The following is a 23,530-nucleotide window of genomic DNA, read 5'->3' as shown; positions in this document are numbered from 1 at the left end:
GGTGACGGCGGCGGTCTCCGCCGCTGGCCGGCGCGGGCACGGCCGTGCCGGGCGGGCGGCACCCGACGCCGCCGCGTCCCGAAGGAATCCGGTCCCCCCGATCCCGATCTCCGGGGGATTCCCAATGGCGCGGCAACCTCCGCTGCTCGTTAGCTCGTGCCATGACCGAAAAGCATCCGGCGCGGCGCGCGCCGCTCGTCCTGACCTCGCTGACGGCGCTCGCCGCGGCAGCGCTCACCATGACCGCCCCGACCGCCGCCCTCGGCGACTCGACCGAACCGGAGCGGGGGCGGGCGCGGGCGCACGGGCAGCGGCCCGGCGGCACGCAGGCCGCGCTGGAGGAGATCGTCCGGCAGGGCACGCCCGGCGTGATCGCCGAGGTCAGGGACGGGAACCGGACGTGGCACGGCGCCGCCGGGGTCGCCGACCTCGGGACGCGGCGTCCGCGCGCGGCGCGGGAGAGGTTCCGCATCGCCAGCATGACCAAGCCGTTCACCGCCACCGTGATCCTCAAGCTGGAGGCCGCCGGGCGGCTCTCGCTCGGTGACAGCGTCGAGCACTGGCTGCCGGGGGTTGTCCGCGGCGAGGGGTACCACCCGGAGCGGATCACCATCCGGCACCTGCTGAACCACACCAGCGGGATCTTCAACTACAACGACGACGAGGCGTTCCGCGCGCGCTACGCCGGGGACGAGTTCGCGAAGAACCGCTACAAGACGATCGCACCGCGCGAATTGGTCGACATCGCGCTCGGCCACCCGCGGCTTTTCCAGCCGGGCGAGCCCGGCCGCTGGGCCTACTCCGACACGAACTACATCCTCGCCGGAATGATCATCGAGAGGGCGAGCGGGCACGGCTACGCCGATGAGGTCGAGCGGCAGATCATCGCGCCGCTGGGCCTGAGCGGCACGGAGGTGCCCGGGACCAGGCCCACGCTCCCCCGCCCGCACGCGACGCACTACTCCACGCTGTTCGAGGACGGCCCGGACGCGAGAATCCGCGACGTCACCGAGCTCAACCCGTCCGTGGCGTGGGCCGCGGGGCAGATCGTCTCGACGACGCACGACGTCAACACGTTCATGACCCGGCTGATGCAGGGTCGGGTGCTCGAACGGGCGCAGCAGCGCGAGCTGCTCGACACGGTGCCCGTCCAGGGCGATGACGGGCACGGCGGACGCGAGGACCGCTACGGTCTCGGAATCCGCCTGTTCAAGCTCGCTCCCGGGTGCTGGGCGTGGGGCCACGGCGGCATGATCCCCGGCTCCGCGTCCCGGACGGCGGTCGGCGGCGACGGCCGGCACGCCCTCACCATGAACCGCAACGGCGACTGGGGCGCGCAGGGGCTGGAGGACGCCGCCGTCCGCGCCGAGTTCTGCTGACGGTCAGAACCCGCAGGCCCGGCCGTTGATCTCGCAGTCCTCCGGGGTCGTCGCGGCGCCGTGCGCGCCGAACCTGACCTCCCAGGCGCCGCCCGGCGGGATCGCGGCGGCGCCGTCGAGGTTCGTGAGCTCGACCTCGGCGCCCCCCCGGACGAGCCGTCCGCCCCAGATGTTGCGGACGTCGGCGCCGGGCACGCTGAACGTGAGCCGCCACGCGGTCATGGGGCGCCCGGTCCGGTTCGTGATGACGAGCCGGCCCTCGTGGTACCCCTCGTCCCGCTGGACGAGCTGGTAGGTGATCCCGTCGCCGCTGACCAGCGGGCCGGCCGGCGAGGCGGGGTCGGCGGGCGCCGTCGGCTCGCTGGGCGCGGCGCCGCCCGGCTGCTGCGCGGGCGGTGACGCGGTCGGCTCGCCGGACGCCGGCGGTGCCGTGGGCTCGCCCCCCGGGCCTCCGCCGGGAGCGGCGCTGCTCGGGACGGTGCCGCTGGGCGCGGTCGCGGCGGGCGTGGTGGACGCGGCGTCCTTCTCGTCCGACCCGCCGGACAGCAGCAGGACGGCGGCGCCCGCCGCGACCAGCACCAGCACGGCGGCGACGAGCCCGAGAATCAGCGGACCGCGCCGGGAGCCCCGCGCGCCGCCCTCGCCGGACGGCGTCGCCACCGGCGCGGGCGGGAGCGCCGACGCCGAGGTGGTCTCCTCCCCCGCCGGCCCTCTCGGCGGAGGCGCGGGAGGCATGGGCGAGGCGGACGGCGGAGACGGAGGCGGCGAGGGAGACGGAGGCGGCGACGGTTGTGCGGCCTGCTCCTCCTCGGCGCCGAACTGCGCCGTCCACGGCGCCTCCTCGGCCATCGGCACCGGTGACGGCGGAGGCGCAGGCACGTCCTCGGGTGCGTCCTCGGGGTCGATGGCCGTCACGAGCGGGTCCGCCGGGGGCGGGTCGTCGGACGGGCCGGGCGGCGTGTCCGAGGCCCAGGCCGGGGCGGAGTCCACGGGCGGGGTCTCGGGCTCGTCGGTGGCGGTCACGTCCGGGCCGGTCACCCCTGGGTCGGACGCGGGCCGGGAATCCTCGGCGGGCGTGCCGCGGACGCGGAACTCGGCGGTGTTCGTGTGATCCGGGGGGACGTACCCGGGCTCCTCGCCGCTCAACTCGTCACCTTCCCGTGTCAGGGATCTCATGGAGTCCGACGACGGGAAGGGCCGATAGGTTCGGATCGGCCCGGCCTGGATCAGCCTGTGGGCGCGGGCTCCAGACCCCGGCGCGCGGCCTGGAGCTGGTGCCGGTTGAGCATGTCGGTGACGAGCTCGATGGCGTCCGGCGTGGTGGGGCCGGGCGCACCGCTGAGCCAGCGGGTGGCCTCGGCGAGCAGGTCCTCGGCGGACTCGGCCGAGCCGCCGGCCTGCCCGGCGCGGCGGGCGTCGGCGAGCCGTCCGAGGACGTCGCCGAGGCGGAGCGCCGCGTCGGCGCGGTCGGACTCGGCGGCGCGCCGGTACCAGTCGGCGGCCGACTCCAGGTCGCCGCAGCGCTCGTACATCTCGCCCAGCCCGAACGCGACGTCCGCCCATGATCCGTCCGTGGGACGCCCAAGGTCCTCGGGGCTCCAGGGTCGGACAGACATGCGATCACTCCGGTGGTTCGACGGCTTGGGGGGACGGCACGCGGGAACGCCACCCGTGCCGTGCAGCGACCATGGTGACGGCCGTGCGCCACATCCGCCACCGGTTTCGCCATGTTCGCTGAAATTTCTACGTTCCGGCCCTGGAATCGGGGGAAAAAGTCAGGCGGCGACGAGGTCCTGGTAGTCGGGATGCCGGTCGATCCACGTCTTGACGAACGGGCAGCGGGGGACGACCGACAGCCCCTTGGCCCGCACGTCGTCCAGCGCGCCCCTGGCCAGTGCACCGCCCACGCCCTTGCCCTCGAAGGCGGGGAGGACCTCGGTGTGGGTGAGGACGAGGCGGCCGGGCTCGGCCTTGTACTCGGCGAACCCGGCCAGCTCCCCGTCCACCCGGATCTCGTAGCGGCCCTGCTCGGCGTTGTCGGTGATCTCGTTGCTCATGCCACCGACAATGCCCACCAGGCGGCGATCATTCCCCGCCGTCCCGTGGCGATCGGGCGAAAGGCCCGGTCAGCCCGCCTCGTAGCCCGCGCGCAGCAGGCAGTAGGTGACGGCCTCCTCCAGCGCCTGCCAGGACGCCGCGATGACGTTCTCCTCGACGCCGACCGTGCCCCACTCGCGCTCGCCGTCGCTGGACTCGACGAGGACGCGGGTGCGCGCGTCGGTGCCGTGCGAGCCCTCCAGGATGCGGACCTTGTAGTCGATCAGCTCCAGCCGCGCCAGTTCGGGATAGAGCCGGCCGAGCGCGACGCGTAGCGCGTTGTCGAGGGCGTTGACGGGGCCGTTGCCCTCGCCGGTGGCGATGATCCGCTCGCCCTTGGCGCGGAGCTTGACGGTGGCCTCGCTGACCATGGAGCCGTCGGGGCGGCGCTCGACGATCGACCGCCACGACTCGACCTCGAAGTACCGCTGCCGGACGCCGGTCAGCTCCTCGCGCAGCAGCAGCTCGAAGGAGGCGTCGGCGGCCTCGAAGGTGTACCCGGTGGACTCCAGCTCCTTGACCTTGCCGACGACGGCCTTGGCCTTCTCGCCGGACAGGTCGTAGCCGAGCTCCCTGCCCTTCAGCTCGACCGACGCGCGCCCGGCCATGCTGGAGACGAGCATCCGCATGTCGTTGCCGACGGCGGCCGGGTCGATGTGCTGGTACAGGTCGGGGTCGACCTTGACGGCGGAGGCGTGCAACCCGGCCTTGTGGGCGAACGCGGACACGCCCACGTAGGGCTGCTGCGAGCCGGGCGCGACGTTGGTGACCTCGGAGACCGCGTGCGCGATCCGGGTCATCTCGGCCAACTGCGCGTCGCTGACCAGCGACATCCCGCGCTTGAGCTGGAGGTTGCCGACGACCGTGAACAGGTTGGCGTTGCCGCTGCGCTCGCCGTAGCCGTTGGCGCAGCCCTGCACGTGCGTCGCCCCGGCGCGGACGGCGGCGAGCGTGTTCGCGACCGCGCAGCCGGAGTCGTCGTGGCAGTGGATGCCGACCCGCACGCCGAGCGAGACGACGTCGTGGACGACCTCGGCCAGCTCGTCCGGGAGCATGCCGCCGTTGGTGTCGCAGAGCGCGACGACGTCCGCGCCGGCCTCGGCGGCGGTGCGGACGGCCTCCAGCGCGTAGGCGCGGTTGGCCCGGTAGCCGTCGAAGAAGTGCTCGGCGTCGAGGAAGACGCGTTGGCCCTCCGCACGCAGGTGGGAGACCGTGTCGCGGATCATCGCGAGGTTCTCCTCCAGGGTGGTGCGGAGGGCCAGCTCGACGTGCCTGTCGTGACTCTTGGCGACCAGGGTCACGACGGACGCGCCGGATTCGCGCAGGGCGGCGACCTGGGGGTCGTCGGCCGCCTGCACACCGGCCCGGCGGGTCGCGCCGAACGCGGTGAGCTGCGCGTGCCTCAGGTCGAGCTCGGTTCGAGCCCGCCCGAAGAACTCGGTGTCTTTCGGGTTGGCACCCGGCCAGCCGCCCTCGATGAAGCCGATGCCCAGGTCGTCGAGGTGCCGTGCGATGGCGAGCTTGTCGGCCACGGAGAGGTTCAGCCCCTCCTGCTGCGAGCCGTCGCGCAGGGTGGTGTCGTAGACGTGGAATGCGTCGCCTTGCATGGTGTGGACCCCCAGGGATCAGCGCCAGAGCACAAAAAAGACCCCTCACGGACGTGAGAGGTCTGCGCGCCGGCGGTGTCCCGTTTAGATGCCGGCGCGCCAGCCGATAATCACGAGGCTGTGGCGCATGATGCGCCCAGTCTGCCACACCGTCCAAGATGGACGCACATCCGTCTCACCTGTCGAGACGAATGTGCGTCCACCAGCGGTTCAGGCGATCTTGTGGACCCAGCCGTAGGGGTCGGGACGGGTGCCGTACTGGATGCCGATCAGCTCCTCGCGCAGCCGCATCGACACCTCCCCCGGCTCGCCGTCGCCGATCCGCCACTCCCGGTCGGCGCCCTTGACGTGCCCGACCGGGCTGATGATCGCGGCGGTGCCGCAGCCGAAGACCTCGGTGATCTCGCCGGACGCGCAGCCCGCCTCCCACTCGTCCACGTTGATCTTGCCCTCCTCGGCCGGGATGCCGAGCCCGGGGGCGAGTCGCAGCATGGAGTCGCGGGTGATCCCGGCGAGGAGCGTGCCGGTGAGCGCGGGCGTGAGCAGCCGGGCGTTCGAGCCGGAGCCGTAGACGAACATGAGGTTCATCGAGCCGACCTCCTCGACCCAGCGGTGCTCCACCGCGTCGAGCCAGACGACCTGGTCGCAGCCGTGCTCGACGGCCTGGGCCTGGCCCGCGAAGGACGCCGCGTAGTTGCCGCCGGTCTTGGCCTCGCCGGTGCCGCCGGGCGCCGCGCGCGTGTAGTCCTGCGACAGCCACACCGAGACCGGCGTGACGCCGCGCGGGTAGTACAGGCCGGACGGGGACGCGATGATCGTGAACAGGTAGTCGCTCGCCGGGCTGTTCACGCCGAGCGTGGGCGTCGTGGCGAACATGTTGGGCCGGATGTAGAGGCTGTGCCCCGAGGTGTCGGGCACCCACGCCTTGTCGGTGCTCACCAGCAGCTCGACCGCCCGCACGAACAGTTCCTCGGGGATCTCCGGCATCGCCATCCGGTGCGCCGACCGGTTCATCCGCGCGGCGTTCATGTACGGGCGGAAGGTGACGATCGAGCCGTCCGGCTGCTTGTAGGCCTTGAGGCCCTCGAACAGCTCCTGCGCGTAGTGGAAGACGTGGCTGGCCGGGTCCATCGGGATCGGCCCGTAGGGTCGAAGGCGCGCGTCGTACCAGCCCCGGTCCGCGGAGTACCGGATGGTGATCATGTGATCGGTGAAGTGCCGGCCGAAGCCCGGGTCGGCCAGGACGCCTGCCCGCTCCGCCGCCGTGGCAGGGCTCTCGGTGAGCGTGATCTCGAAGTCCAGGGTGTCGCTCATCGCGGTTGTCCTCTCGCGGATCGCCGGTGCGGCCCCGTTGCCGCAACGACGTCTCTAATCCTTATTGTCGTACTTCGTCTAGATCTACTCCTTCGCACGCGGCACGCCGAAATCCGGACGCGCCGCGAGGCGCGCCCGGAGTGTCCCTGATCAGCCGGGGAGGCGCGCCCTAGCCAGATACTCGCCCGGCGATGGCGTCGCCGATCTCGGCCGTCGAGCGCGCGCCCGGCGCGCCGCGCCCGGCGAGGTCGGCGGAGACGGCCTCCTCGACGCGGCGGGCCGCCTCGGCCGCGCCGACGTGGTCGAGCAGCATCGCGACGGACAGGATCGTGGCGGTCGGGTCGGCCTTGCCCTGCCCCGCGATGTCGGGCGCGCTGCCGTGCACGGGCTCGAACATCGACGGCGCGGTGCCGGCCGGGTTGACGTTGCCGGACGCGGCGAGCCCGATGCCCCCCGCGATCGCCGCGCCGAGGTCGGTGATGATGTCGCCGAACAGGTTGTCGGTGACGATCACGTCGTAGCGCGCCGGCTGGCTGACGAAGAACATGGTGGCCGCGTCGACATGACAGTAGTCGGTGCTGACCTGCGGGTACTCCTCCGCCACGCGCGCCAGGACGCGCTGGTAGAGATCGCCCGCGAACGTGAGGACGTTGTCCTTGTGGACGAGCGTGAGCCTGCGCCGCGGCCGGGACGCGGCGACCTCGAAGGCGTAGCGGATCACGCGCTCGACCCCGTGGGCGGTGTTGACGCTCTCCTGCGTCGCGACCTCGTGCGCGGTGCCCTTGCGCAGGACGCCGCCGACCCCGGTGTAGGGGCCCTCGGTGCCCTCACGGACGACGACCATGTCGATGTCGTCCGGCGTGACGCCCGCCAGCGGCGTCGCGACGCCCGGGAACAGCTTCACCGGGCGGAGGTTGACGTAGTGGTCGAGCTCGAACCGGGCCCGCAGCAGCAGCCCGCGCTCCAGCGTCCCGCTCGGCACGCTCGGGTCGCCGACGGCGCCGAGCAGGATGACCTCGTGGTCGCGCAGCTCCGCGAGCACGGAGTCGGGCAGCGTCTCGCCCGTCCGGTGCCAGCGCGCGGCGCCGAGGTCGTAGGAGGTCCGCTCGAACTTCAGATCGCTGGACGGGGCGACCGCGTCGAGGACCTTCAGCCCCTCGGCGACCACCTCGGGGCCGATCCCGTCACCGGGGATGACGGCCAGACGAATGCTGCGGGAAGCCATGGCGCGCACTCTACTGCAAACGTCTCAGTGATTGGGCTTCCATCTCACATCTCGGGATGAACGGGGAAGACCCCGATCTCCCGGCGACTTGACGCACCGTGCCACAAAAGGGGACGCTCAGTCCGACAAGTAAAGATTCGAGGCGACGGTGCGCAGGAACCTGGTGCGATTCCAGGACGGTCCCGCCACTGTGACCAGGGAGTCTCCCCCGCTTCACGACCACGGCCGCCCGCGCGGCTGGAAGGTCGGAGGGAGACGGCGATCTGGGAGTCAGGACACTGACCCGTCGTCCTCCCGCTACCGGGGCGAGTGAACCCCGTGAGGAGACCCGACATGGCCCAGCCAGCCGTCCCGTCCGCGAGCCCGGCGCGCCCCGCGCCGCTTCCGCTGCGCGTCCCCGTCCGCGAGATCCTGCCCTGGGCGGTGCTCGCCGCCGTGCTGGGCGTCGTCCTGATCTACTTCGTCGGCGCGGAGCAGGGCGCGACCTCCCTGTTCGGCGGGACGTGGGTGCACGAGTTCACCCACGACGGCCGGCACCTGCTCGGCTTCCCCTGCCACTGAGCCGCCGCGCATGATGAGATCCCTGCTGGTCCGCGGCATGCTCGTCGGAATCGCCGCGGCCGGCGCCGCGCTGCTCATCGCCTGGCTCTACGGCGAGCCTCAGGTCGGCCACGCCATCGCGTTCGAGGAGGCGAAGGCGCACGCCGCGCACGAGGGCCACGAACCCGAGGTCGTGAGCCGGGGCGTCCAGAAGACCGCCGGGCTGATCACGGCGATGGCCGTCTACGGGGTGGCATTGGGCGGGCTGTTCTCGATCGCCTTCGCGTTCGCCTACGGGCGGCTCGGACGGCTCGGCGCGCGCGCCACCGCCGCGCTGGTCGCCCTCGCCGGGTTCGTGGCGGTCGAGCTCGTCCCGTTCCTGAAGTACCCGGCGATGCCGCCGGCGGTCGGCAACCCCGGCACGATCGGCAGCCGGACCGCGCTGTACTTCTGCATGGTCGCGCTCGGCCTGCTCGCCACCACGGCGGCGGTGATCGTGTGCCGCCGGCTGGTGCCCCGGCTCGGCGTCTGGAACGCCGTCACCGCGTCCACGGCCGGGTTCGCCGTGGTGATCGCCGTCGTCTACCGGATCACGCCCGAGCCGGACGCGATCCCCGAGCACTTCCCGGCCACCGTCCTGTGGGACTTCCGGATCGCCTCGCTCGGCGTCCAGCTCGTCCTGTGGGCGACGATCGGGCTGCTGTTCGGCTACCTCACCGAGCGCGCGTTCGCCCGGCATCCGTCCCGCGCCGCGGTCCCCGCGAACGCCTGATCCCGCCGTATGTCGCTGCCCCGTCGCGTCAGCGGCGGGGCAGCAGCGCGCAGTCCCCGCACATCCCGCCGCCGGGCGGCACCCGGTAGAACAGGCAGCAGCTGCGCCGGACGAAGCCGTCCGTCCCGAACTCCCCCGTGCCCGCCAGCGGCTCCCGGGTGAGCAGTTCCCGGACGAGGGCGGTGCGCTCCGGCGTGGACGGCCCGACGTTGAGGCTGCCGGCGAGCGCGGACGCCGCGTTGCCCCACAGCAGGCCGTCGGCGAGGCCGGTGAACGTCAGCATGGTCTCGCGCAGGGGCCTGAGCTGCCCGTCCACGACCAATCGGGTGAGGATGCCGGCGGCCTGGCCGGTGCCGCCGGGCCGCCATCCCGCCGGGCGGGCGAGCCAGAGCGCGACGGGCGCGCCGGGCGCCCACCGCCAGTGCAGCCCGGACAGGTCGGGGACGACGCCGCGCGCCGCCGCCGCGACCGCCGGCGACCACAGTCGCGACGCGAGCCCCTGGAACAGGATCGACGCGGCCACCCGCCGCTCGGTGGTGCCGAGCCGCTCGGCGTACAGGTCGGTCAGCCCGATCAGCCGGTCGCGGTCCCGTTCGGGGAACGGCCGCCAGGTCGGGTCGGCCTCCTCGGCGGGATCGGTGCGGATCTCGAAGAAGGGGCCGAGCCGCGCGACCGCGCGCAACGCGTCCACGACCTCGGCGGGATCGGCCTCGGCCGCGTCGTCGAGGGGCATCCGCCCACACTAACGCGACCAGGGACCGCCCCCGACGGGGGCGGTCCCTGGTCGGCGAAACGCCTATCGGGACGGGTGGCCGCCGTTGTCGCGGCGGTCCAGGGCGGTCTGCAACGCGCGGGCCGCCTCCTCCCGCTCGTCGTCGGCGGGCGCGTTCATCGTGACGTCGTTCATCTCAGGTTCGCTCCGATTCGCTGGTCTGGTGTGCCGCGGTGGCCGCCGGTGAGACCCGTGGATCGCACGGTCCGGCGAGGGATCGGACTCACGGCCAGGCGAAACCTCCGCAGCGGGTGCCGGCCTGCCGATGATCAGGCCCCGCTGCGGCAGCGAAGGATTACCACGAAGCGCCGCATGACTAACGCCACGCTACCCGCGATCGCGGGCTCTGTCCCGACCCGTGGCGAAAAATCCCACGATCTGAGACGGCCGGCGTCCACTGGATCGGCCAAGGAGGGGTCCCCTTGGCCGATCCCGAACGAATCCGGCTAGTTCAGCTCGACGCGGCGGCCCATGTCGGCGCCGACCTCGGCGGAGATCGCGTCGACGAGCTTCGGGGCGATGGCGGAGTCGACGGTGAGGGCGATCAGCGCGCGGCCGCCCTTGGCGTCGCGGCCGACCTGCATGCCGGCGATGTTGACCTGCTCGTCGCCAATCAGCTTGCCGACGGCGCCGACGATGCCGGGGCGGTCGATGTAGGAGAAGAACGCCATGTGCGCGGTCGGGACCAGCTCCATGTTGTAGCCGTTGATCTCGATGATCCGCTCGGCGTGCTTGGGGCCGGTGAGCGTGCCGGACACCGAGACCACGGTGCCGTCGGACATCGTGCCGCGCACCTGCACGACGTTGCGCCAGTCGGGGCTGTCCTCGCTGGTGGTGAGGGTGACCTCGACACCGCGGTCGCGGGCCAGCAGGGGCGCGTTGACGAAGGTCACGGCCTCCTCGATCACGTCCACGAACACGCCCTTGAGGGCGGCCAGCTCCAGCACCTTGACGTCGTGCTCGGCGATCTCGCCGCGGACGACGACGTCCAGCCGGACGGGGACGCCGCCGGCGAGCGCGGTGAAGATCCGGCCGAGCTTCTCGGCGAGCGGGAGGCCGGGCTTGACGTCCTCGGCGACGGCGCCGCCCTGGACGTTCACGGCGTCCGGCACGAACTCGCCCGACAGGGCCAGCTTCACCGACCGGGCGACCTGCGTGCCCGCCTTCTCCTGCGCCTCGTGGGTGCTGGCGCCGAGGTGCGGGGTGACGACGACGGCGTCGTGGTGGAACAGCGGGCTCTCGGTGCACGGCTCGGTGCTGAACACGTCGATGCCGGCGCCGGCGACGCGGCCGTCCTTGAGCGCGAGGTCGAGCGCCTCCTCGTCGACGATCCCGCCCCGGGCGGCGTTGACGATCCGTACGTTGGGCTTGACCTGGTGCAGCTCGCGGTCGCCGATGAGGCCGAGGGTCTCGGGGGTCTTCGGCAGGTGCACGGTGATGAAGTCGCTCTCGGCGAGCAGCTCCTCCAGCGTGACGAGCCGGACGCCGAGCTGCGCCGCGCGGGCGGCCTGCACGTAGGGGTCGAACGCGATCACGTTCATGTCGAAGGCGGCGAGGCGCTGGGCGACGAGCACGCCGATGCGGCCGAGGCCGAGGACGCCGACGGTCTTGCCCTGGAGCTCGACGCCGGTGTACTTGGAGCGCTTCCACTCGCCCTGCTTGAGCGCGGCGTGGCCCTGTGGCACGTTCCGCGCGGTGGCCAGCAGCAGCGCGATCGCGTGCTCGGCGGCGGTGACGATGTTGGAGGTCGGGGCGTTGACGACCATGACGCCGGCCTTGGTGGCGGACTCCACGTCGACGTTGTCGAGGCCGACGCCGGCGCGGGCGACGACCCGCAGCCGCCGGGCGGCCTTGAAGACCTCGGCGGTGACCTTGGTCGCGCTGCGGACGATCAGCGCGTCGACGTCGGCGACGGCGGGCAGCAGGAGCGCCTTGTCGCTGCCGTCGACGTGACGGACCTCGAAATCGGACTCCAGCACGGCGATGCCGGCCGGGGAGAGCTCTTCTGCGACGAGGACGACGGGCTTGCTCAAAGGGAACAGTCCTTCGGAAGTCGGAGGTGCGCCGGATGGGTTGGGATCTGCGCCCGGTGCGTGGATGTGCGGAGTGCAGGTGAAGTCGCGAGTCACCTCGTCGTGCCCTCGCCCCCGCAGGCGAGTCTATCTCCCGCGGGACGCCGCGTCGGCGGCGCCCCGGGCGTCCCACGGGTGATAGCGACGTGACCGGGCGGTACCGATTTGTCCCCGACGCCGCCTCCGGCGCAGGTCCCGGGCGTGGCCCGGCGAATCCGGCGCTCCGTCCCCGAGCGCCGGCGCCCTAGGGGCCCTCAAGGGTTCCCCTAGGGACACCCCAGGTGATCTATGCCGCACTGGGGGCGGGTAACGCCGTCAGCACGGACGCGACGCGCTCGACGTCGGCGACGCGGACGTGCGGGACGTCCACGAACACCCGCAGCGGCCCGGACGGGAGCCCCAGCTCCTCGGCGACCCCGAGCTGCACGGCGCGCAGCGGAATGTAGGTCAGATAGCCCTTGAAGACGTTCTGCGAGCGGAACATCCCGGTCATGATCAGCCGGTAGTCGCGGATGCGGAACGACAGCGCGGTCAGGCACGGCGGGCCCTCGGCGGGCTCGCCGGGCAGCACCAGCGAGATCCACGCGCTCGTCGTCCACGGCCGGGCCCGCAGCAGGTCCACGACCCAGGCGAGTTGGTCGGCGCCGCCCGGGCCGCGCAACGCCGGCCGGTCCACGCCGCGAGTGTCCGGCCGGGTGCGCTCCTGCGCCCGGCGGACGAGTCCCACCCGGTCCCCGTGCTCGCGGAGCAGCGGGTCCTCCCAGGTCAGCGAGGCGACCTCGAAGAGCACCGGCGGGCCCTCGATGATGGGCCCGCAGTCGTCCATGCCGGCCACGCCGGCCGTCCACACGTGCCGCAGCACGCCGATCCACGCCTGCCCGCACGTCTCGAAGCGCCGGACGTCGTGTTCCCGTCCCGCCGCCACGTCACGGCTCCCCGCGGAATTCCGCTCGGCGCTCCGCTTTGCGGAACGGGGAGTCATTCACCTTCGGCAATCCCGCGCCGGGAATGGATTCCGCGCTCTGCCCGGACCGCCGCCCTACCGTGTTCCCGTCCAGCCTGACACCGCTCATGCGCTCCGCCCCAACGCCGTCCCGGCAGCGGTCACACGGGTGTTCGCGCAGACTCCCTGGCTCGGCCGCAGCCGTCGCGACTTTCCTCAAGTATCCGGCAAAGTAGACGAAAAAGGTAGCCGGTTTTGGCAAGCAGATGACCTTCACCGGCATTTTGACCCGTCCGCGGGGCGCGGGTCATTGGACCGGCCCGGCCCCGGCGGCCGGGGTTATCCGTGACCGGCTCCGGTCACCGGGCCCGTCCGGCCGCGGCGGCCGTCCAGTCACAGGGACCGTCCGGTCACCAGGGGTCGGCGCCGGGGCGGTGCAGGACGATGTAGCCGTCCGCGCGGTAGACCTCCCGGTAGCCGCCGGCGAGCAGCGACTCGACCCGGCGGCGCTGCTCGGCCACGGTCCGGAACGGGAACTCCAGCCGCTCCACGTCGGCGATCACCCAGGGCGCCCGGCGCGGCTGCCCGTCCCACAGCAGGACGCGGGCGCGCGGCGACAGCGCGGGCCCGATCGCGTTGGCGGACTCGACGAGCGCGCCGTCCGGAATCCGGGCCGCGGCCGACGCGGCGGCGCGGGCCCGGTCGTTGCGCCGCCACAGCGCCGAGTCGGCCAGGTGGACGAAGGCGAAGAACGGCACGCACACGACGGCCGCCGTCAGCATCGCCGACGCCGGGAGCACGGCGGGCAGCCGCGCGCGCACCCGCGGCCCGGCCCTGCGCCGCAGCCGCGCCGCGCCGTCCACCGACGCCATGACCAGGACCGCGATGATGAACGCGTTGTAGTGGTAGTGCGGCTCCCACCAGTTGCCGAACCGGCTGGCGAGCATCCGCTCGGCGAGCAGCGGCAGCACGGTCAGCGTCAGCGGCGAGGCCAGCGGGAGCAGCAGCAGCGGCAGCACGAGCAGCGCCATCGTGCCGAGCTTGTGCGGGGGCGTGCCGAGGACGGCCAGCACGTCCCACGGGTTGGTGAGCGCGTGGACGGCGGCGTGCGGCAGGTCGGGGCCGAGCGAGCCGTAGGCCCAGTAGTAGTCGTTGTCGCCGCCGAAGACCGCGATGATCAGCCGGGAGCTCACCCAGGTCGCGACCAGGCCGCCCACGATGTAGGCGAGCCCGGCCCGCCGGTCGCCGCGCGGCAGCCACCCGCCGTGCCCGGAGCGCCCGGCTTCGTCGGTGTCGGCGGCGGTGTCGGTGCCGTCGCTCTCCTCCGCCTCGCGCCGCCGTCCCGCCGGGGACTCCGCGCCGTGCCCGGTGTCGTGCCGGGTGAGCAGGAAGAAGCCGAAGCCGACCAGCAGCAGCCCCATGTCCTCCTTGACCAGGAGCAGGCTGAGCGCGGCGGCCGCGGCCCAGCCCCGCCGCCCGGCGTCGTAGCGCTCCACCATGAGCGCCGACAGCACCGGCACGAACGCGACCTCGTGGAAGTCGAACGCGAGGGCCTCGGCGACCGGCCACGACAGCGCGTAGGCGGCGCCCGCGCAGTAGGCGGCGGCCGCGCCGAACCGGCGCTGGGTGTACCGCCAGATCGGGACGATCGCGAGCGCGAACAGCACGGCCTGCGCGACCAGCAGCGTCCCTGGCCCGTCGTGGATCCAGTACAGCGGCGCCAGCAGCGCGAGGACGGGCGAGAAGTGGTCGCCGAGGATCGCGAAGTGCGGCCCGAAGCCGTTGTGCACGCCCTTGACCATCGCGACCGGCAGCTCGAAGCGGCTGTAGGAGCGGATCGCCTGATCGAAGATGACCAGGTCGTAGCTGCTCGCCCGGAACGCGCGCAGGCGCAGCAGCGAGTAGGACGCGTAGACCGCGGCGCACGCCGCGACCAGCGCCCAGAGCGCGGCGCGCCGGCGCCGCAGCCGCGTCCCCCCAGCGCGGCCGGTCGGGGCCTCGTCCACGTGCCCCTCCACCACAACCGCCTCAGCCACGCGCCGGACGCTACCAGCCGCCCGCCCCCCGCGTTGACTCCCGGCGGGTTGTCGCCCGCCGCGACCGGCCGCGACGATCCCCACGAACACCTCCCGACGGCCCGTCGCACGCGGGGCGCCCTCGTCCCCACGATGACCGATGCCCGCCCCGGGAGCCGGCAACCGCGATCGGGGTGTCGGCCCGCCGGGAGCGGGGCGCGCGTGCCGGCGCGGTGCGGTCAGCCCGCCACCCGTTGCGACATCGGGAGGCGGCTGCGGGACAGCAGCCCGGCCGCGGCCATGGCCACCAGCGGGACGACCACGCCGATGAGCAGGAGGACTCCCCAGGGGATGTCGACGATCACCCCGTGGGGGGTGAGGTTCCCCCCGCCCGACGGCTCCTCCGTGAGGGGGCGCGCCACGGCGACGCCCGGGACGAAGCCCGCCGCGAGCCCGAGCCAGCAGCCGAGCGAGGCGACGAACCCCGCCTGGCCCATCATCAGCAGCCGGCGGGTGCGGGGCCGGGCGCCGATCGCGGCGAGCGTGGCGAGGTCGGGCCGGGAGTCGGCGGCCGACAGGCCGGTGGCGATCAGCGAGCCGCCGAGCGCCAGCGCGGCGCCCGCCACCGCGAGCACCAGCATGAGGCCGGTGTCGGAGCGGGTGAAGCCGCGCTCGACGTAGACCCCGCCCTCCCGGCCGCGATCGCTGAAGCCGGCGACGACCTCCCGCAGCCGCCCCTCCTCCGGCTTGCCGATCCGGTGGTCGGCGCGGTCGACGCCGAACCCCTCGACCCGGGCGGGCACGCCGACCTTCGGGGCGAGCGACGGCGGCACCAGCGCGGGGACGTGCGGGTCGGTCGCGACGCCCACGGCGGGCAGCCGCACCTTCCTGACCGTGTGCTTGCGGTCGTCCTTCCGCACCGAGACGGTGACGGTCGTCATGCCGTCGGCGGGCTGCCTGGCGCCGAACAGCACGACCTTGCCCTCGGCGAGCGCGCGGGCGACGGCGGGGTCGTCGTGCCCGAGCAGCAGCCGCGCCTCGCGCGCGCCGCCGACGACGCCGTCGAGGTAGAACATGCGGGGCGAGCGCTTGGCGCTCTTCGAGCTGAACTCCACCGAGGGGCAGTCGGCGGTCTCCCCGCCCGGGCAGATCGAGTTGTCCCCCGGCAGGACCCGCACGTCGAGGACGGGCACGCCGGCGAGCTCCCGCGTGACGGCGCGGCGCACGTCGTCCGTCCTGTCGAGCGGGGGACGGATGAGCGCCGAGCCGGTCGGCATCTGCGCCAGGTACTCGACGCGCTGCTGGCGCAGGTCGCTGGCGTTGGCGATGGCGAGCGCGGTGATCCCGGCCACCGCCGCCATGATCGCGGCGACGACGGGCGCGGACCGGCCGCGGTTGCGCGCGCCGTCCCGGACGGCGAGGCGCAGCGGCACCGGCAGCCGGCCGGCGATCCGCCCGGCGGTGCCCACCAGCCACGGGGCCGCCATGACGAGGCCGACGACGATGCAGACCGCGCCGAACGCGGGGCCGAACTCGCGCAGGGCGCTCGCACCGGCCAGGCACAGCACGACGCCGCCACCGACCACCACTCCGCCCGCGATCGGCCAGCCCCGGCGGGCCGGGGCCCGGTCCCGGCGTCCGGCCAGCGCGGCGACGACGTCCATCCGGGCGGCCTGGCGGGCGGGCACGTACGCGGCGAGGAGGCCGCTGCCCGCGCCGAGCGCCATCGTCAGCGCGATCGGCGTCCACGGGATCTCCAGCGGGCCCATCACCGTGTGCGTCATGGCCCGGGCGGCGGGTTTGGCGACGGCCGCGCCGGCGATCCCGAGCGCCGCCCCGGCCAGGGCGGCGGCGGCCCCGATCACCAGGCCGCTCGCGAGCACGACGGCGCGCAGGTGCCGTGCCCCGCCGCCCGCCACCGCGACCAGCGCGAGCATGCGCCGCTGCCGGCGGATCCCGACGGCGAACGCGGGCCCGGCCAGCAGCACGATCTCCAGGACGATCATCGCGACGACCATGGCGGTGATCGCCACCCACGCGCCGGTCCGGTTGGAGAGCGTGCCGCCCGCGGTGGAGGGGACGGACGGCGGGTGGCGCACCACCTCGCGGGACAGCACGCCGAGGCCGGTCTTGTTGAACTCGCCGACGTCGGCCCAGGTGACCGGGCGGCCGGCGCTGACCAGCCACTCCAGCGACGCCCCCGGCGCACTGCCGGGGAGCGCGCCGGGCAGGCCGAGCGCGACCGCGTCGTCGGGGTGGCGCGGGTCCCGGACGTAGCCGACGACGCGCTTGGTGGCGCCGTCGCGGCCGACCTGCGCGGTGGCCCCGACCGGGAACTCCCGTCCGGCCAGCGAGGGCGCCAGGGCGATCTCGCCCGGCGTGGCGGGGGCCCGGCCCTTGGTGACGTCGTACATCCCCCGGGTCATGGGGTCGCGGACGTCCAACTCGATGAGCTCGGCCTCGCGGTAGCCGCGCGACGTCCGCAGCGCCACGATCCGGCCCCGGCCGAGGGGCTGGACGCGGGCGCCCGGCCCGTACACGTCCTTGACCCGCCGGGTGACCTCCTCGGTGGTCCAGGGGGCGCCCTCGGGCGCGCGCGAATCGACGGGGAAGCCGATCTCGGGCTCCAGCGGGTCCTGTTTGATCGCGGCGTGCCCGGTGCCGCTGAACCGGGCGTCGGCCCGGCCGAGCTCGTAGGGCAGCGCCTCCCGCTGCGACCACTTCATGGTCGGGACCAGCACGGCGACCGCCACGATGACCGCGACGGGCAGCCCGATCATGCAGGTGACAAGGGTGGTGCGCCCCTTGGCGCGCAGCGCGTCCCGCCGCGCCATGCGCAGGACGGGCAGGTAGCCCTTCACTGGGCGTCCTGGAGCAGCGTCTCGGGGCCGGGACGGCCGGGCGTGGCGTCCACGACGCGCCCGTCGCGCAGGAACACGACGCGGTCGGCCCAGGCGGCGTGCCGGGACTCGTGCGTGACCATCAGGCAGGCGGCGCCCGCGTCGCAGCGGGCGCGCAGCATGCGCATGACGTCCTCGCCGGTGTGGCTGTCGAGGGCGCCGGTCGGCTCGTCGGCGAGGACGAGCCGCCGGTCGCCGACCAGCGCGCGGGCGATCGCGACCCGCTGCTGCTGGCCGCCGGACATCTCGTCGGGGTACCGGTCGGCGAGGTCGGCCACGCCGACCTCCTGGAGCGCCTGCCCGGCCTCGCGGCGCGCCCGCCTGGCGCGGACGCCGTCCAGCTCGCGCGGCAGCATCACGTTCTCGGCGGCGGTGAGGCTCGGGATGAGGTTGAGGTCCTGGAACACGTAGCCGACGCTGCGGCGACGCAGCGCCGAGCGCCCGGCCGCGCCCATCGCGCCGAGGTCGGCGCCCTCGACCACGACCTGCCCGGAGGTGGGGGTGTCGAGCCCGCCCGCGAGCGTCAGCAGCGTCGACTTGCCCGACCCGGACGGCCCCATCACGGCGACGAACTCGCCGGCCTCGACGTCCAGGCTGACCTCGGACAGGGCGTGCACGAGGCCCGCGCCCGCGCCGTGGTCGCGGGAGACCGACGTCATCGTCAGCACGCTCATCGGCGGGCCTCCTCGCTGCCGGACGGAGCGTCCTCCAGGCCACCGCCGGCGGCGGGCGGGGCGGCGGGCAGCGCCCGCGCGACGAAGCTCTCGCAGTGGTCGAGCCAGCGCACCTCCGCCTCGGTCTGGAAGATCATGGACTCCAGGACGAGCCGCCACGCAGTGTCCCCCTGGTCGGCGGGCTCGCGGGGCGCCTCGGCCTTCAGGCGGGTGAGGTCCTGGAGGGCGCGCAGCGACGCGGTGCGCTGGGTCTGCACGACCTGCCGGACGTCGACGCCGGGCGTGGTGACGGCCATCGCGAGCTTGATCGCCAGCTCGTCGCGGGGGCGGTCGGCGCGGGCGATCGGGGTGGCGAACCAGCGCAGCACGTCCCGCTCGCCCGCCGGGGTGATCCGGTAGACGAACCGCCCCTCGTCGTCGGCGCCGACCCGGGTGACCATCTCGTCCCGTTCGAGGCGGGACAGCGTCGAGTACACCTGCCCGATGTTGAGCGGCCAGGTGGCCCCGGTGGAGGTCTCGAACTCGGCTCGCAGCTGGTAGCCGTAGCGGGGGCCCCGCGCCAGCAGCGCCAGCAGCCCATGACGGATCGACATACCTACCAAGTATGCATACCGCGTATGTCGCTGGCAATACCGAGTATGCAACCACGAGGACACGCTCCCCCGATTTCACCGCCCGCGATCACGGTGAGCCTTACCGTAACCGGAGCGAACGACCATGGGGGGAGAGCCGTGACCTCGGACAGCACGATGACCTCGGACAGCACGATCAGCGTCCTGCGCGACGTCCTGCGCGTCTACGACCACCGCTACCTGGATCTCGACCGGGTCCAGCGGGACCGGTTGGTCGAGGGCACCCGGCACGTCCTCGGCGAGGAGGGGCTGAGCGACGCCGCGCGCGCCGCGCTGCCCGCGTCCGTGCGGCTTCGCGCGTTCTGCATCCAGCACGGCCTGCGCGAGGAGCTCGAACGCCTCATCCGGGACGAGGCGGAGGGCAGCCCCGCGGGCGCCGTCGTGGTCGGCGGCCGCGTCTACGCGCTCTACCCCTACCTGCGCGGCGTCTCCCGGCAGGACGCCGACATCACCGGCGAGGTCGGCGTCGACCACCGGCTCGACGCCGCGTGCTGGCAGGGCAAGCGGGTGCGCCTGCGCGGCGAGGCGGTCCTGCAACGCGTCGAGACGCACCGGACGGCCGTGGACGTGGTCCTGCGCGAGCGGACCTCCGGCCGGGAGCACGGCTTCCCCGCCGAGCACCGCGAGCCGGGCTCGGGCGGGTTCGAGTCGTTCGTCGACCCCGCCGTCCTCGCCCCTGGACGCTGGGACGTGCACGTGACCGTCACGGCCCTGGGCGTGACCCGGGACGCGCGGTTCGGCTCGGTGCGCGCGCCCCGCTTCAAGCCCGTCCCGCAGCGCAGGGCGATCGAGAACGCCCCCCAGGAAGGCGGCGAGCCGAAGGAGGCCACGCTCTACTTCACCAAGGGCGGCCACCTGGCGCTGCTGGTCACCGCGCGCACGCGCCGCCTCCCCCTGCACACCCGCGTCCTGCGCCGCCTCCTGCGCTGAACGCGAACCGCCCCCGGAGCGCCGTGCGTCTCCGGGGGCGGATCAGAGCGAACTCAAGATCGGAGCGGACTCAGTCGTTCAGCCAGCTCATCATCGGACGGAGCTCTGCGCCGGTCTTCTCGATCGGGTGCTCGGCCAGCTCCTCGCGGTACTTGCGGAACTCGGCCTGGCCGCCCTCGAACTCCCCCACCAGCTCCTTGGCGTACTCGCCGGACTGGATCTCGCCGAGGATCTTCTTCATCGCGGCCTTGGTCTCGGGCGTGACCACCCGCGGCCCGCGGCTGTAGCCGCCGTACTCGGCGTTGTCGGACACCGACCAGTACATCTTCGAGACGCCGCCCTCGTACATGAGGTCGACGATCAGCTTCATCTCGTGGAGCACCTCGAAGTAGGCGACCTCGGGCTGGTAGCCGGCCTCGGTGAGCACCTCGAACCCGGTCTTGATCAGCTCGGAGACGCCGCCGCACAGCACGGTCTGCTCGCCGAACAGGTCGGTCTCGGTCTCCTCGGTGAACGTGGTCTTGATGCCGCCCGCGCGCAGCCCGCCGATGGCCTTGGCGTAGGACAGCGCCAGCGGCCAGGCGTTGCCCGACGGGTCCTTCTCCACCGCGACGATCACCGGGACGCCGCGGCCGGCGACGAACTGGCGGCGGACGAGGTGGCCCGGCCCCTTCGGCGCGACCATCGCCACGTCCACGCCCTCCGGCGGCTGGACGAGGTCGTAGCGGATGCTGAAGCCGTGCCCGAAGAACAGCGCGTCGCCCTCGACCAGGGCGGGCTTGATGTCCTTCTCGAAGATCTCCCGGTGGTGGTGGTCGGGGGCCAGCAGCATGATCAGGTCGGCCTCCTCGGCCGCCTCCGCCGGGGTGACGACCCGCAGGCCCTCGGCCTCGGCCAGCTCCCGGCTCGCCGAGCCCTCGCGGAGCCCGACCCGGACGTCGACGCCGGAGTCGCGCAGCGAGAGCGCGTGCGCGTGCCCCTGGCTGCCGTAGCCGATGACCGCCACGTGCCTGCCCTGGATCACGCTCAGGTCGGCGGCGTCGTCGTAGAACATCTCAGCCACAGTGCTGTTGCCTTTCAGTGTTGTGGATCATGTGAAATCACGCGGTCGAGCACGCGGGCGCGCACGGGGTCACCCGCGAGGTCATGCGCTGCGCGCGGGGTCACGCGCTGCGCTCGATGGCCCGCAGCGAGCGGTCGGTGATGGACCGGGCGCCGCGGCCGATGGCCACCATGCCCGACTGGACCATCTCCTTGATGCCGAACGGCTCCAGCACGCGGATGAAGGCGTCGAGCTTGTCGCGGTTGCCGGTGACCTCGATCGTGACGGCGTCCGGCGCGACGTCCACCACCTTGGCACGGAACAGCTGGACCGTCTCCAGGACCTGGGACCGCGTCTCGGCGTCCGCGCGGACCTTGACCAGCACCAGCTCCCGCTGGACCGACGCCGAGCGGTCCAGCTCGACGATCTTCAGGACGTTGATCAGCTTGTTCAGCTGCTTGGTGACCTGTTCCAGCGGCAGGTCCTCCACGTTCACGACGATCGTCATGCGGGAGATGTCGGGGTGCTCGGTGGTGCCGACCGCGAGCGACTCGATGTTGAAGCCGCGCCGGGAGAACAGCGCCGCGACCCGCGCGAGAATCCCGGGCTTGTTCTCCACCAGCACCGAGAGGGTGTGCAGGCTCATCGGGGTCAGTCTCCGTTCTCCCAGTCGGGGGCCATGTCACGCGCGATCTTGATGTCGTCGTTGGTGGTGCCGGCGGCCACCATCGGCCAGACCATCGCGTCCTGGTGGACGACGAAGTCGATGACGACGGGCGCGTCGTTGATCTCCATGGCCTTGGCGATGACGGAGTCGACGTCCTCGGCCTTGTCGCAGCGCAGCCCCACGCAGCCGTAGGCCTCCGCGAGCTTGACGAAGTCGGGGATGCGCTTGGCGGAGTGCAGGTTGGTGTTGGAGTAGCGCCCGTCGTAGAACAGCGTCTGCCACTGCCGGACCATGCCGAGGTTACCGTTGTTGATCACGGCGATCTTGACCGGGATCCCCTCGATCGCGCAGGTCGCGAGCTCCTGGTTGGTCATCTGGAAGCAGCCGTCGCCGTCGATCGCCCACACCTGCGTGTCGGGCGCGCCGACCTTGGCGCCCATCGCCGCAGGGACCGCGTAGCCCATCGTCCCGGCGCCGCCGGAGTTCAGGAACGCGCCCGGGCGCTCGTACTTGATGAACTGCGCGGCCCACATCTGGTGCTGGCCGACGCCCGCGACGTAGTACGCGTCGGGCCCGGCCAGCTCGCCGATCCGCTCGATGACGTACTGCGGCGACAGCGACCCGTCCGCGGGCGTGTCGTAGCCCAGCGGGTAGGTGTCGCGCCAGGCGTTGAGCTGCCGCCACCAGTCCTCGTAGTCGCCCTTGTGCCCGGCCGCGTGCTCGTTCTGGACGGCGACGATCAGGTCGGCGATGACCTCGCGCGCGTCCCCGACGATCGGGACGTCCGCGTGCCGGTTCTTGGAGATCTCGGCCGGGTCGATGTCGGCGTGCACGACCTTCGCGCCGGGGGCGAAGCCGTCCAGCTTGCCGGTGACCCGGTCGTCGAAGCGGGCGCCGAGGGTGACCAGCAGGTCCGCGCGCTGGAGCGCGCCGACCGCGCCGACCGCGCCGTGCATGCCCGGCATGCCCATGTGCAGCGGGTGGCTGTCGGGCAGCGCGCCCTTGGCCATGAGCGTGGTGACGACGGGCGCGCCGGTCAGCTCGGCGAGCACCCGCAGCTCGGCCGACGCCCCGGCCTTCAGCACGCCGCCGCCGACGTACAGCACCGGCCGCTTCGCCGCGCTGATCAGCCGTGCCGCCTCGCGGACCTGCTTGGAGTGCGGCCGGGTGACGGGACGGTACCCGGGGAGCTGGAGCTGGACGGGCCACTCGAACTCGACCATGGCCTGGAGCGCGTCCTTGGCGATGTCGACCAGCACCGGCCCGGGACGGCCCGTCCCGGCGATGTGGAACGCCTCGGCGACCGTGCGCGCGATCTCGTCGGCCCGCGTCACCAGGAAGTTGTGCTTGGTGATCGGCATCGTGATCCCGGCGATGTCGGCCTCCTGGAAGCCGTCGGTCCCGATGAGGGACGAGGCGACCTGGCCGGTGATCGCCACGATCGGCACCGAGTCCATGTAGGCGTCGGAGATCGCGGTGACGAGGTTCGTCGCGCCGGGCCCGCTGGTGGCCATGCACACCCCGACCCGGCCGGTGACCATCGCGTAGCCCTGGGCCGCGTGGCCGGCGCCCTGCTCGTGCCGGACGAGGATGTGGCGCAGCTTGCCGGAGTCGTAGAGCGGGTCGTAGGCCGGGAGGATCGCGCCGCCCGGAATGCCGAACACGGTGTCGACGCCGACGTTCTCCAGGGCGCGGACCAGCGCCTGGGCTCCCGTCATCTGTTCGGTCGTCATGATCTGCGTTTCCTTGGGGAGAGGAGTGTGGGCTCGCCGGGCAACAAAAAACCCCCGCCGCCGTGAAGCGGTCGAGGGGAGGCGCGCAGGTCGGAAAGCTTGGTCAGCCTGCGCGCCGACCAAGTACTACGAGAATGATGGAAGTCCTCTGCACGGCACTCACTTTCGCCGACTTCGCGGCCCCGGTCAAATCCTTGAACAAAATGTCTCACTCCC

General features: G+C 73.1%; 20 protein-coding genes and 1 riboswitch. Of the genes, 4 read left to right on the top strand and 16 right to left on the bottom strand.

The genetic code is table 11. From position 1 onward, the window contains the following. The first annotated feature begins 161 nt into the window (after positions 1–161). On the top strand, positions 162–1,379 hold the full coding sequence (locus tag K2F47_RS04290; RefSeq protein ID WP_242901342.1) for a serine hydrolase domain-containing protein: 1,218 nt from the start codon (positions 162–164) through the stop codon (positions 1,377–1,379). 3 nt (positions 1,380–1,382) lie between these two features. On the opposite strand, the gene K2F47_RS04285 is transcribed toward K2F47_RS04290, so the two are convergent. The 6 genes from K2F47_RS04285 to K2F47_RS04260 form a co-directional block, all read right to left on the bottom strand. Next, on the bottom strand, positions 1,383–2,525 hold the full coding sequence (locus K2F47_RS04285) for a cellulose binding domain-containing protein (RefSeq protein ID WP_242901341.1): 1,143 nt from the start codon (positions 2,523–2,525) through the stop codon (positions 1,383–1,385). An 80-nt stretch (positions 2,526–2,605) separates the two neighbouring features. Beyond that, entirely contained in the window at positions 2,606–2,995 is a 390-nt protein-coding gene (locus K2F47_RS04280; RefSeq protein ID WP_156222726.1) for a tetratricopeptide repeat protein, read from the bottom strand. A gap of 159 nt (positions 2,996–3,154) precedes the next feature. Further along, a complete protein-coding gene (locus K2F47_RS04275; RefSeq protein WP_242901340.1) occupies positions 3,155–3,436 on the bottom strand; it encodes a GNAT family N-acetyltransferase in 282 nt (93 codons plus the stop codon). A gap of 69 nt (positions 3,437–3,505) precedes the next feature. Continuing rightward, a complete protein-coding gene (cimA, locus tag K2F47_RS04270; RefSeq protein WP_242901339.1) occupies positions 3,506–5,083 on the bottom strand; it encodes a citramalate synthase in 1,578 nt (525 codons plus the stop codon). A 210-nt stretch (positions 5,084–5,293) separates the two neighbouring features. Beyond that, positions 5,294–6,397: a branched-chain amino acid aminotransferase gene (locus tag K2F47_RS04265; protein WP_242901338.1), complete on the bottom strand. Its 1,104-nt coding sequence runs from the start codon at positions 6,395–6,397 to the stop codon at positions 5,294–5,296. Between the two features lie 169 nt (positions 6,398–6,566). Continuing rightward, positions 6,567–7,622, bottom strand: coding sequence for a 3-isopropylmalate dehydrogenase (locus tag K2F47_RS04260; protein WP_242901337.1), 1,056 nt, complete (start codon positions 7,620–7,622; stop codon positions 6,567–6,569). 101 nt (positions 7,623–7,723) lie between these two features. Next, positions 7,724–7,923, top strand: a riboswitch (cobalamin riboswitch). Positions 7,924–7,955: 32 nt separating this feature from the next. Here K2F47_RS04260 and K2F47_RS04255 point away from each other — a divergent pair. Further along, positions 7,956–8,183, top strand: coding sequence for a CbtB domain-containing protein (locus tag K2F47_RS04255; RefSeq protein WP_242901336.1), 228 nt, complete (start codon positions 7,956–7,958; stop codon positions 8,181–8,183). Between the two features lie 10 nt (positions 8,184–8,193). Then, complete coding sequence (locus K2F47_RS04250; RefSeq protein ID WP_242901335.1) at positions 8,194–8,934, top strand: CbtA family protein; 741 nt, start codon at positions 8,194–8,196, stop codon at positions 8,932–8,934. Positions 8,935–8,962: 28 nt separating this feature from the next. On the opposite strand, the gene K2F47_RS04245 is transcribed toward K2F47_RS04250, so the two are convergent. The 7 genes from K2F47_RS04245 to K2F47_RS04215 all read right to left on the bottom strand — a co-directional run bounded on the left by K2F47_RS04245 (position 8,963) and on the right by K2F47_RS04215 (position 18,903). Then, the gene (locus tag K2F47_RS04245; protein WP_242901334.1) at positions 8,963–9,667 is read right to left on the bottom strand and encodes a (2Fe-2S)-binding protein; all 705 of its coding nucleotides are present in this window, start codon (positions 9,665–9,667) and stop codon (positions 8,963–8,965) included. Positions 9,668–10,152: 485 nt separating this feature from the next. Beyond that, positions 10,153–11,739, bottom strand: coding sequence for a phosphoglycerate dehydrogenase (serA, locus tag K2F47_RS04240; protein ID WP_242901333.1), 1,587 nt, complete (start codon positions 11,737–11,739; stop codon positions 10,153–10,155). Positions 11,740–12,064: 325 nt separating this feature from the next. After that, positions 12,065–12,703 carry a thymidylate synthase family protein gene (locus K2F47_RS04235; RefSeq protein ID WP_242901332.1) on the bottom strand — a complete coding sequence of 213 codons (639 nt, stop codon included), beginning with the start codon at positions 12,701–12,703 and terminating at the stop codon, positions 12,065–12,067. A gap of 428 nt (positions 12,704–13,131) precedes the next feature. After that, the gene (locus tag K2F47_RS04230; RefSeq protein ID WP_242901331.1) at positions 13,132–14,757 is read right to left on the bottom strand and encodes a DUF2079 domain-containing protein; all 1,626 of its coding nucleotides are present in this window, start codon (positions 14,755–14,757) and stop codon (positions 13,132–13,134) included. A gap of 218 nt (positions 14,758–14,975) precedes the next feature. Next, the gene (locus K2F47_RS04225) at positions 14,976–17,597 is read right to left on the bottom strand and encodes an FtsX-like permease family protein (protein ID WP_242901330.1); all 2,622 of its coding nucleotides are present in this window, start codon (positions 17,595–17,597) and stop codon (positions 14,976–14,978) included. Next, positions 17,594–18,310, bottom strand: a complete 717-nt coding sequence (locus tag K2F47_RS04220) for an ABC transporter ATP-binding protein (RefSeq protein ID WP_242901329.1) — start codon at positions 18,308–18,310, stop codon at positions 17,594–17,596. The genes K2F47_RS04225 and K2F47_RS04220 overlap by 4 nt, the downstream gene beginning before the upstream one ends. Further along, positions 18,307–18,903 carry a PadR family transcriptional regulator gene (locus K2F47_RS04215; RefSeq protein WP_242901328.1) on the bottom strand — a complete coding sequence of 199 codons (597 nt, stop codon included), beginning with the start codon at positions 18,901–18,903 and terminating at the stop codon, positions 18,307–18,309. The genes K2F47_RS04220 and K2F47_RS04215 overlap by 4 nt, the downstream gene beginning before the upstream one ends. Positions 18,904–19,041: 138 nt before the next feature. Between K2F47_RS04215 and K2F47_RS04210 the strand changes: the two genes are divergently transcribed. Continuing rightward, positions 19,042–19,872: a Slp family lipoprotein gene (locus K2F47_RS04210; RefSeq protein WP_242901327.1), complete on the top strand. Its 831-nt coding sequence runs from the start codon at positions 19,042–19,044 to the stop codon at positions 19,870–19,872. A gap of 70 nt (positions 19,873–19,942) precedes the next feature. Here K2F47_RS04210 and ilvC read toward each other — a convergent pair whose 3' ends face one another. The 3 genes from ilvC to K2F47_RS04195 form a co-directional block, all read right to left on the bottom strand. After that, positions 19,943–20,926 (bottom strand): ketol-acid reductoisomerase, encoded by a 984-nt coding sequence (gene ilvC / locus K2F47_RS04205; RefSeq protein WP_242901326.1) that lies wholly within the window; start codon positions 20,924–20,926, stop codon positions 19,943–19,945. A gap of 109 nt (positions 20,927–21,035) precedes the next feature. Beyond that, the gene (ilvN, locus tag K2F47_RS04200; protein ID WP_156222752.1) at positions 21,036–21,560 is read right to left on the bottom strand and encodes an acetolactate synthase small subunit; all 525 of its coding nucleotides are present in this window, start codon (positions 21,558–21,560) and stop codon (positions 21,036–21,038) included. Between the two features lie 5 nt (positions 21,561–21,565). Continuing rightward, complete coding sequence (locus K2F47_RS04195; protein WP_272496427.1) at positions 21,566–23,437, bottom strand: acetolactate synthase large subunit; 1,872 nt, start codon at positions 23,435–23,437, stop codon at positions 21,566–21,568. Positions 23,438–23,530: the final 93 nt, after the last annotated feature.

The organism is Actinomadura terrae (assembly GCF_022751215.1).
Classification (GTDB): domain Bacteria; phylum Actinomycetota; class Actinomycetes; order Streptosporangiales; family Streptosporangiaceae; genus Spirillospora; species Spirillospora terrae.
The sequence above is the reverse complement of the archived record's forward strand: the minus strand, read 5'-3'. Positions and strand labels throughout refer to the sequence as shown.

What these genes read in the sequence shown, in the direction of transcription:
- K2F47_RS04280 (WP_156222726.1), bottom strand. Translation starts at nt 2,995, where the DNA reads ATGTCTGTCCGACCCTGGAGCCCCGAGGACCTTGGGCGTCCCACGGAC.
- K2F47_RS04265 (WP_242901338.1), bottom strand. Translation starts at nt 6,397, where the DNA reads ATGAGCGACACCCTGGACTTCGAGATCACGCTCACCGAGAGCCCTGCC.
- K2F47_RS04215 (WP_242901328.1), bottom strand. Translation starts at nt 18,903, where the DNA reads ATGTCGATCCGTCATGGGCTGCTGGCGCTGCTGGCGCGGGGCCCCCGC.
- ilvC (WP_242901326.1), bottom strand. Translation starts at nt 20,926, where the DNA reads ATGTTCTACGACGACGCCGCCGACCTGAGCGTGATCCAGGGCAGGCAC.
- cimA (WP_242901339.1), bottom strand. Translation starts at nt 5,083, where the DNA reads ATGCAAGGCGACGCATTCCACGTCTACGACACCACCCTGCGCGACGGC.
- K2F47_RS04245 (WP_242901334.1), bottom strand. Translation starts at nt 9,667, where the DNA reads ATGCCCCTCGACGACGCGGCCGAGGCCGATCCCGCCGAGGTCGTGGAC.
- K2F47_RS04220 (WP_242901329.1), bottom strand. Translation starts at nt 18,310, where the DNA reads ATGAGCGTGCTGACGATGACGTCGGTCTCCCGCGACCACGGCGCGGGC.
- K2F47_RS04250 (WP_242901335.1), top strand. Translation starts at nt 8,194, where the DNA reads ATGATGAGATCCCTGCTGGTCCGCGGCATGCTCGTCGGAATCGCCGCG.
- K2F47_RS04290 (WP_242901342.1), top strand. Translation starts at nt 162, where the DNA reads ATGACCGAAAAGCATCCGGCGCGGCGCGCGCCGCTCGTCCTGACCTCG.
- ilvN (WP_156222752.1), bottom strand. Translation starts at nt 21,560, where the DNA reads ATGAGCCTGCACACCCTCTCGGTGCTGGTGGAGAACAAGCCCGGGATT.
- K2F47_RS04275 (WP_242901340.1), bottom strand. Translation starts at nt 3,436, where the DNA reads ATGAGCAACGAGATCACCGACAACGCCGAGCAGGGCCGCTACGAGATC.
- K2F47_RS04255 (WP_242901336.1), top strand. Translation starts at nt 7,956, where the DNA reads ATGGCCCAGCCAGCCGTCCCGTCCGCGAGCCCGGCGCGCCCCGCGCCG.
- K2F47_RS04260 (WP_242901337.1), bottom strand. Translation starts at nt 7,622, where the DNA reads ATGGCTTCCCGCAGCATTCGTCTGGCCGTCATCCCCGGTGACGGGATC.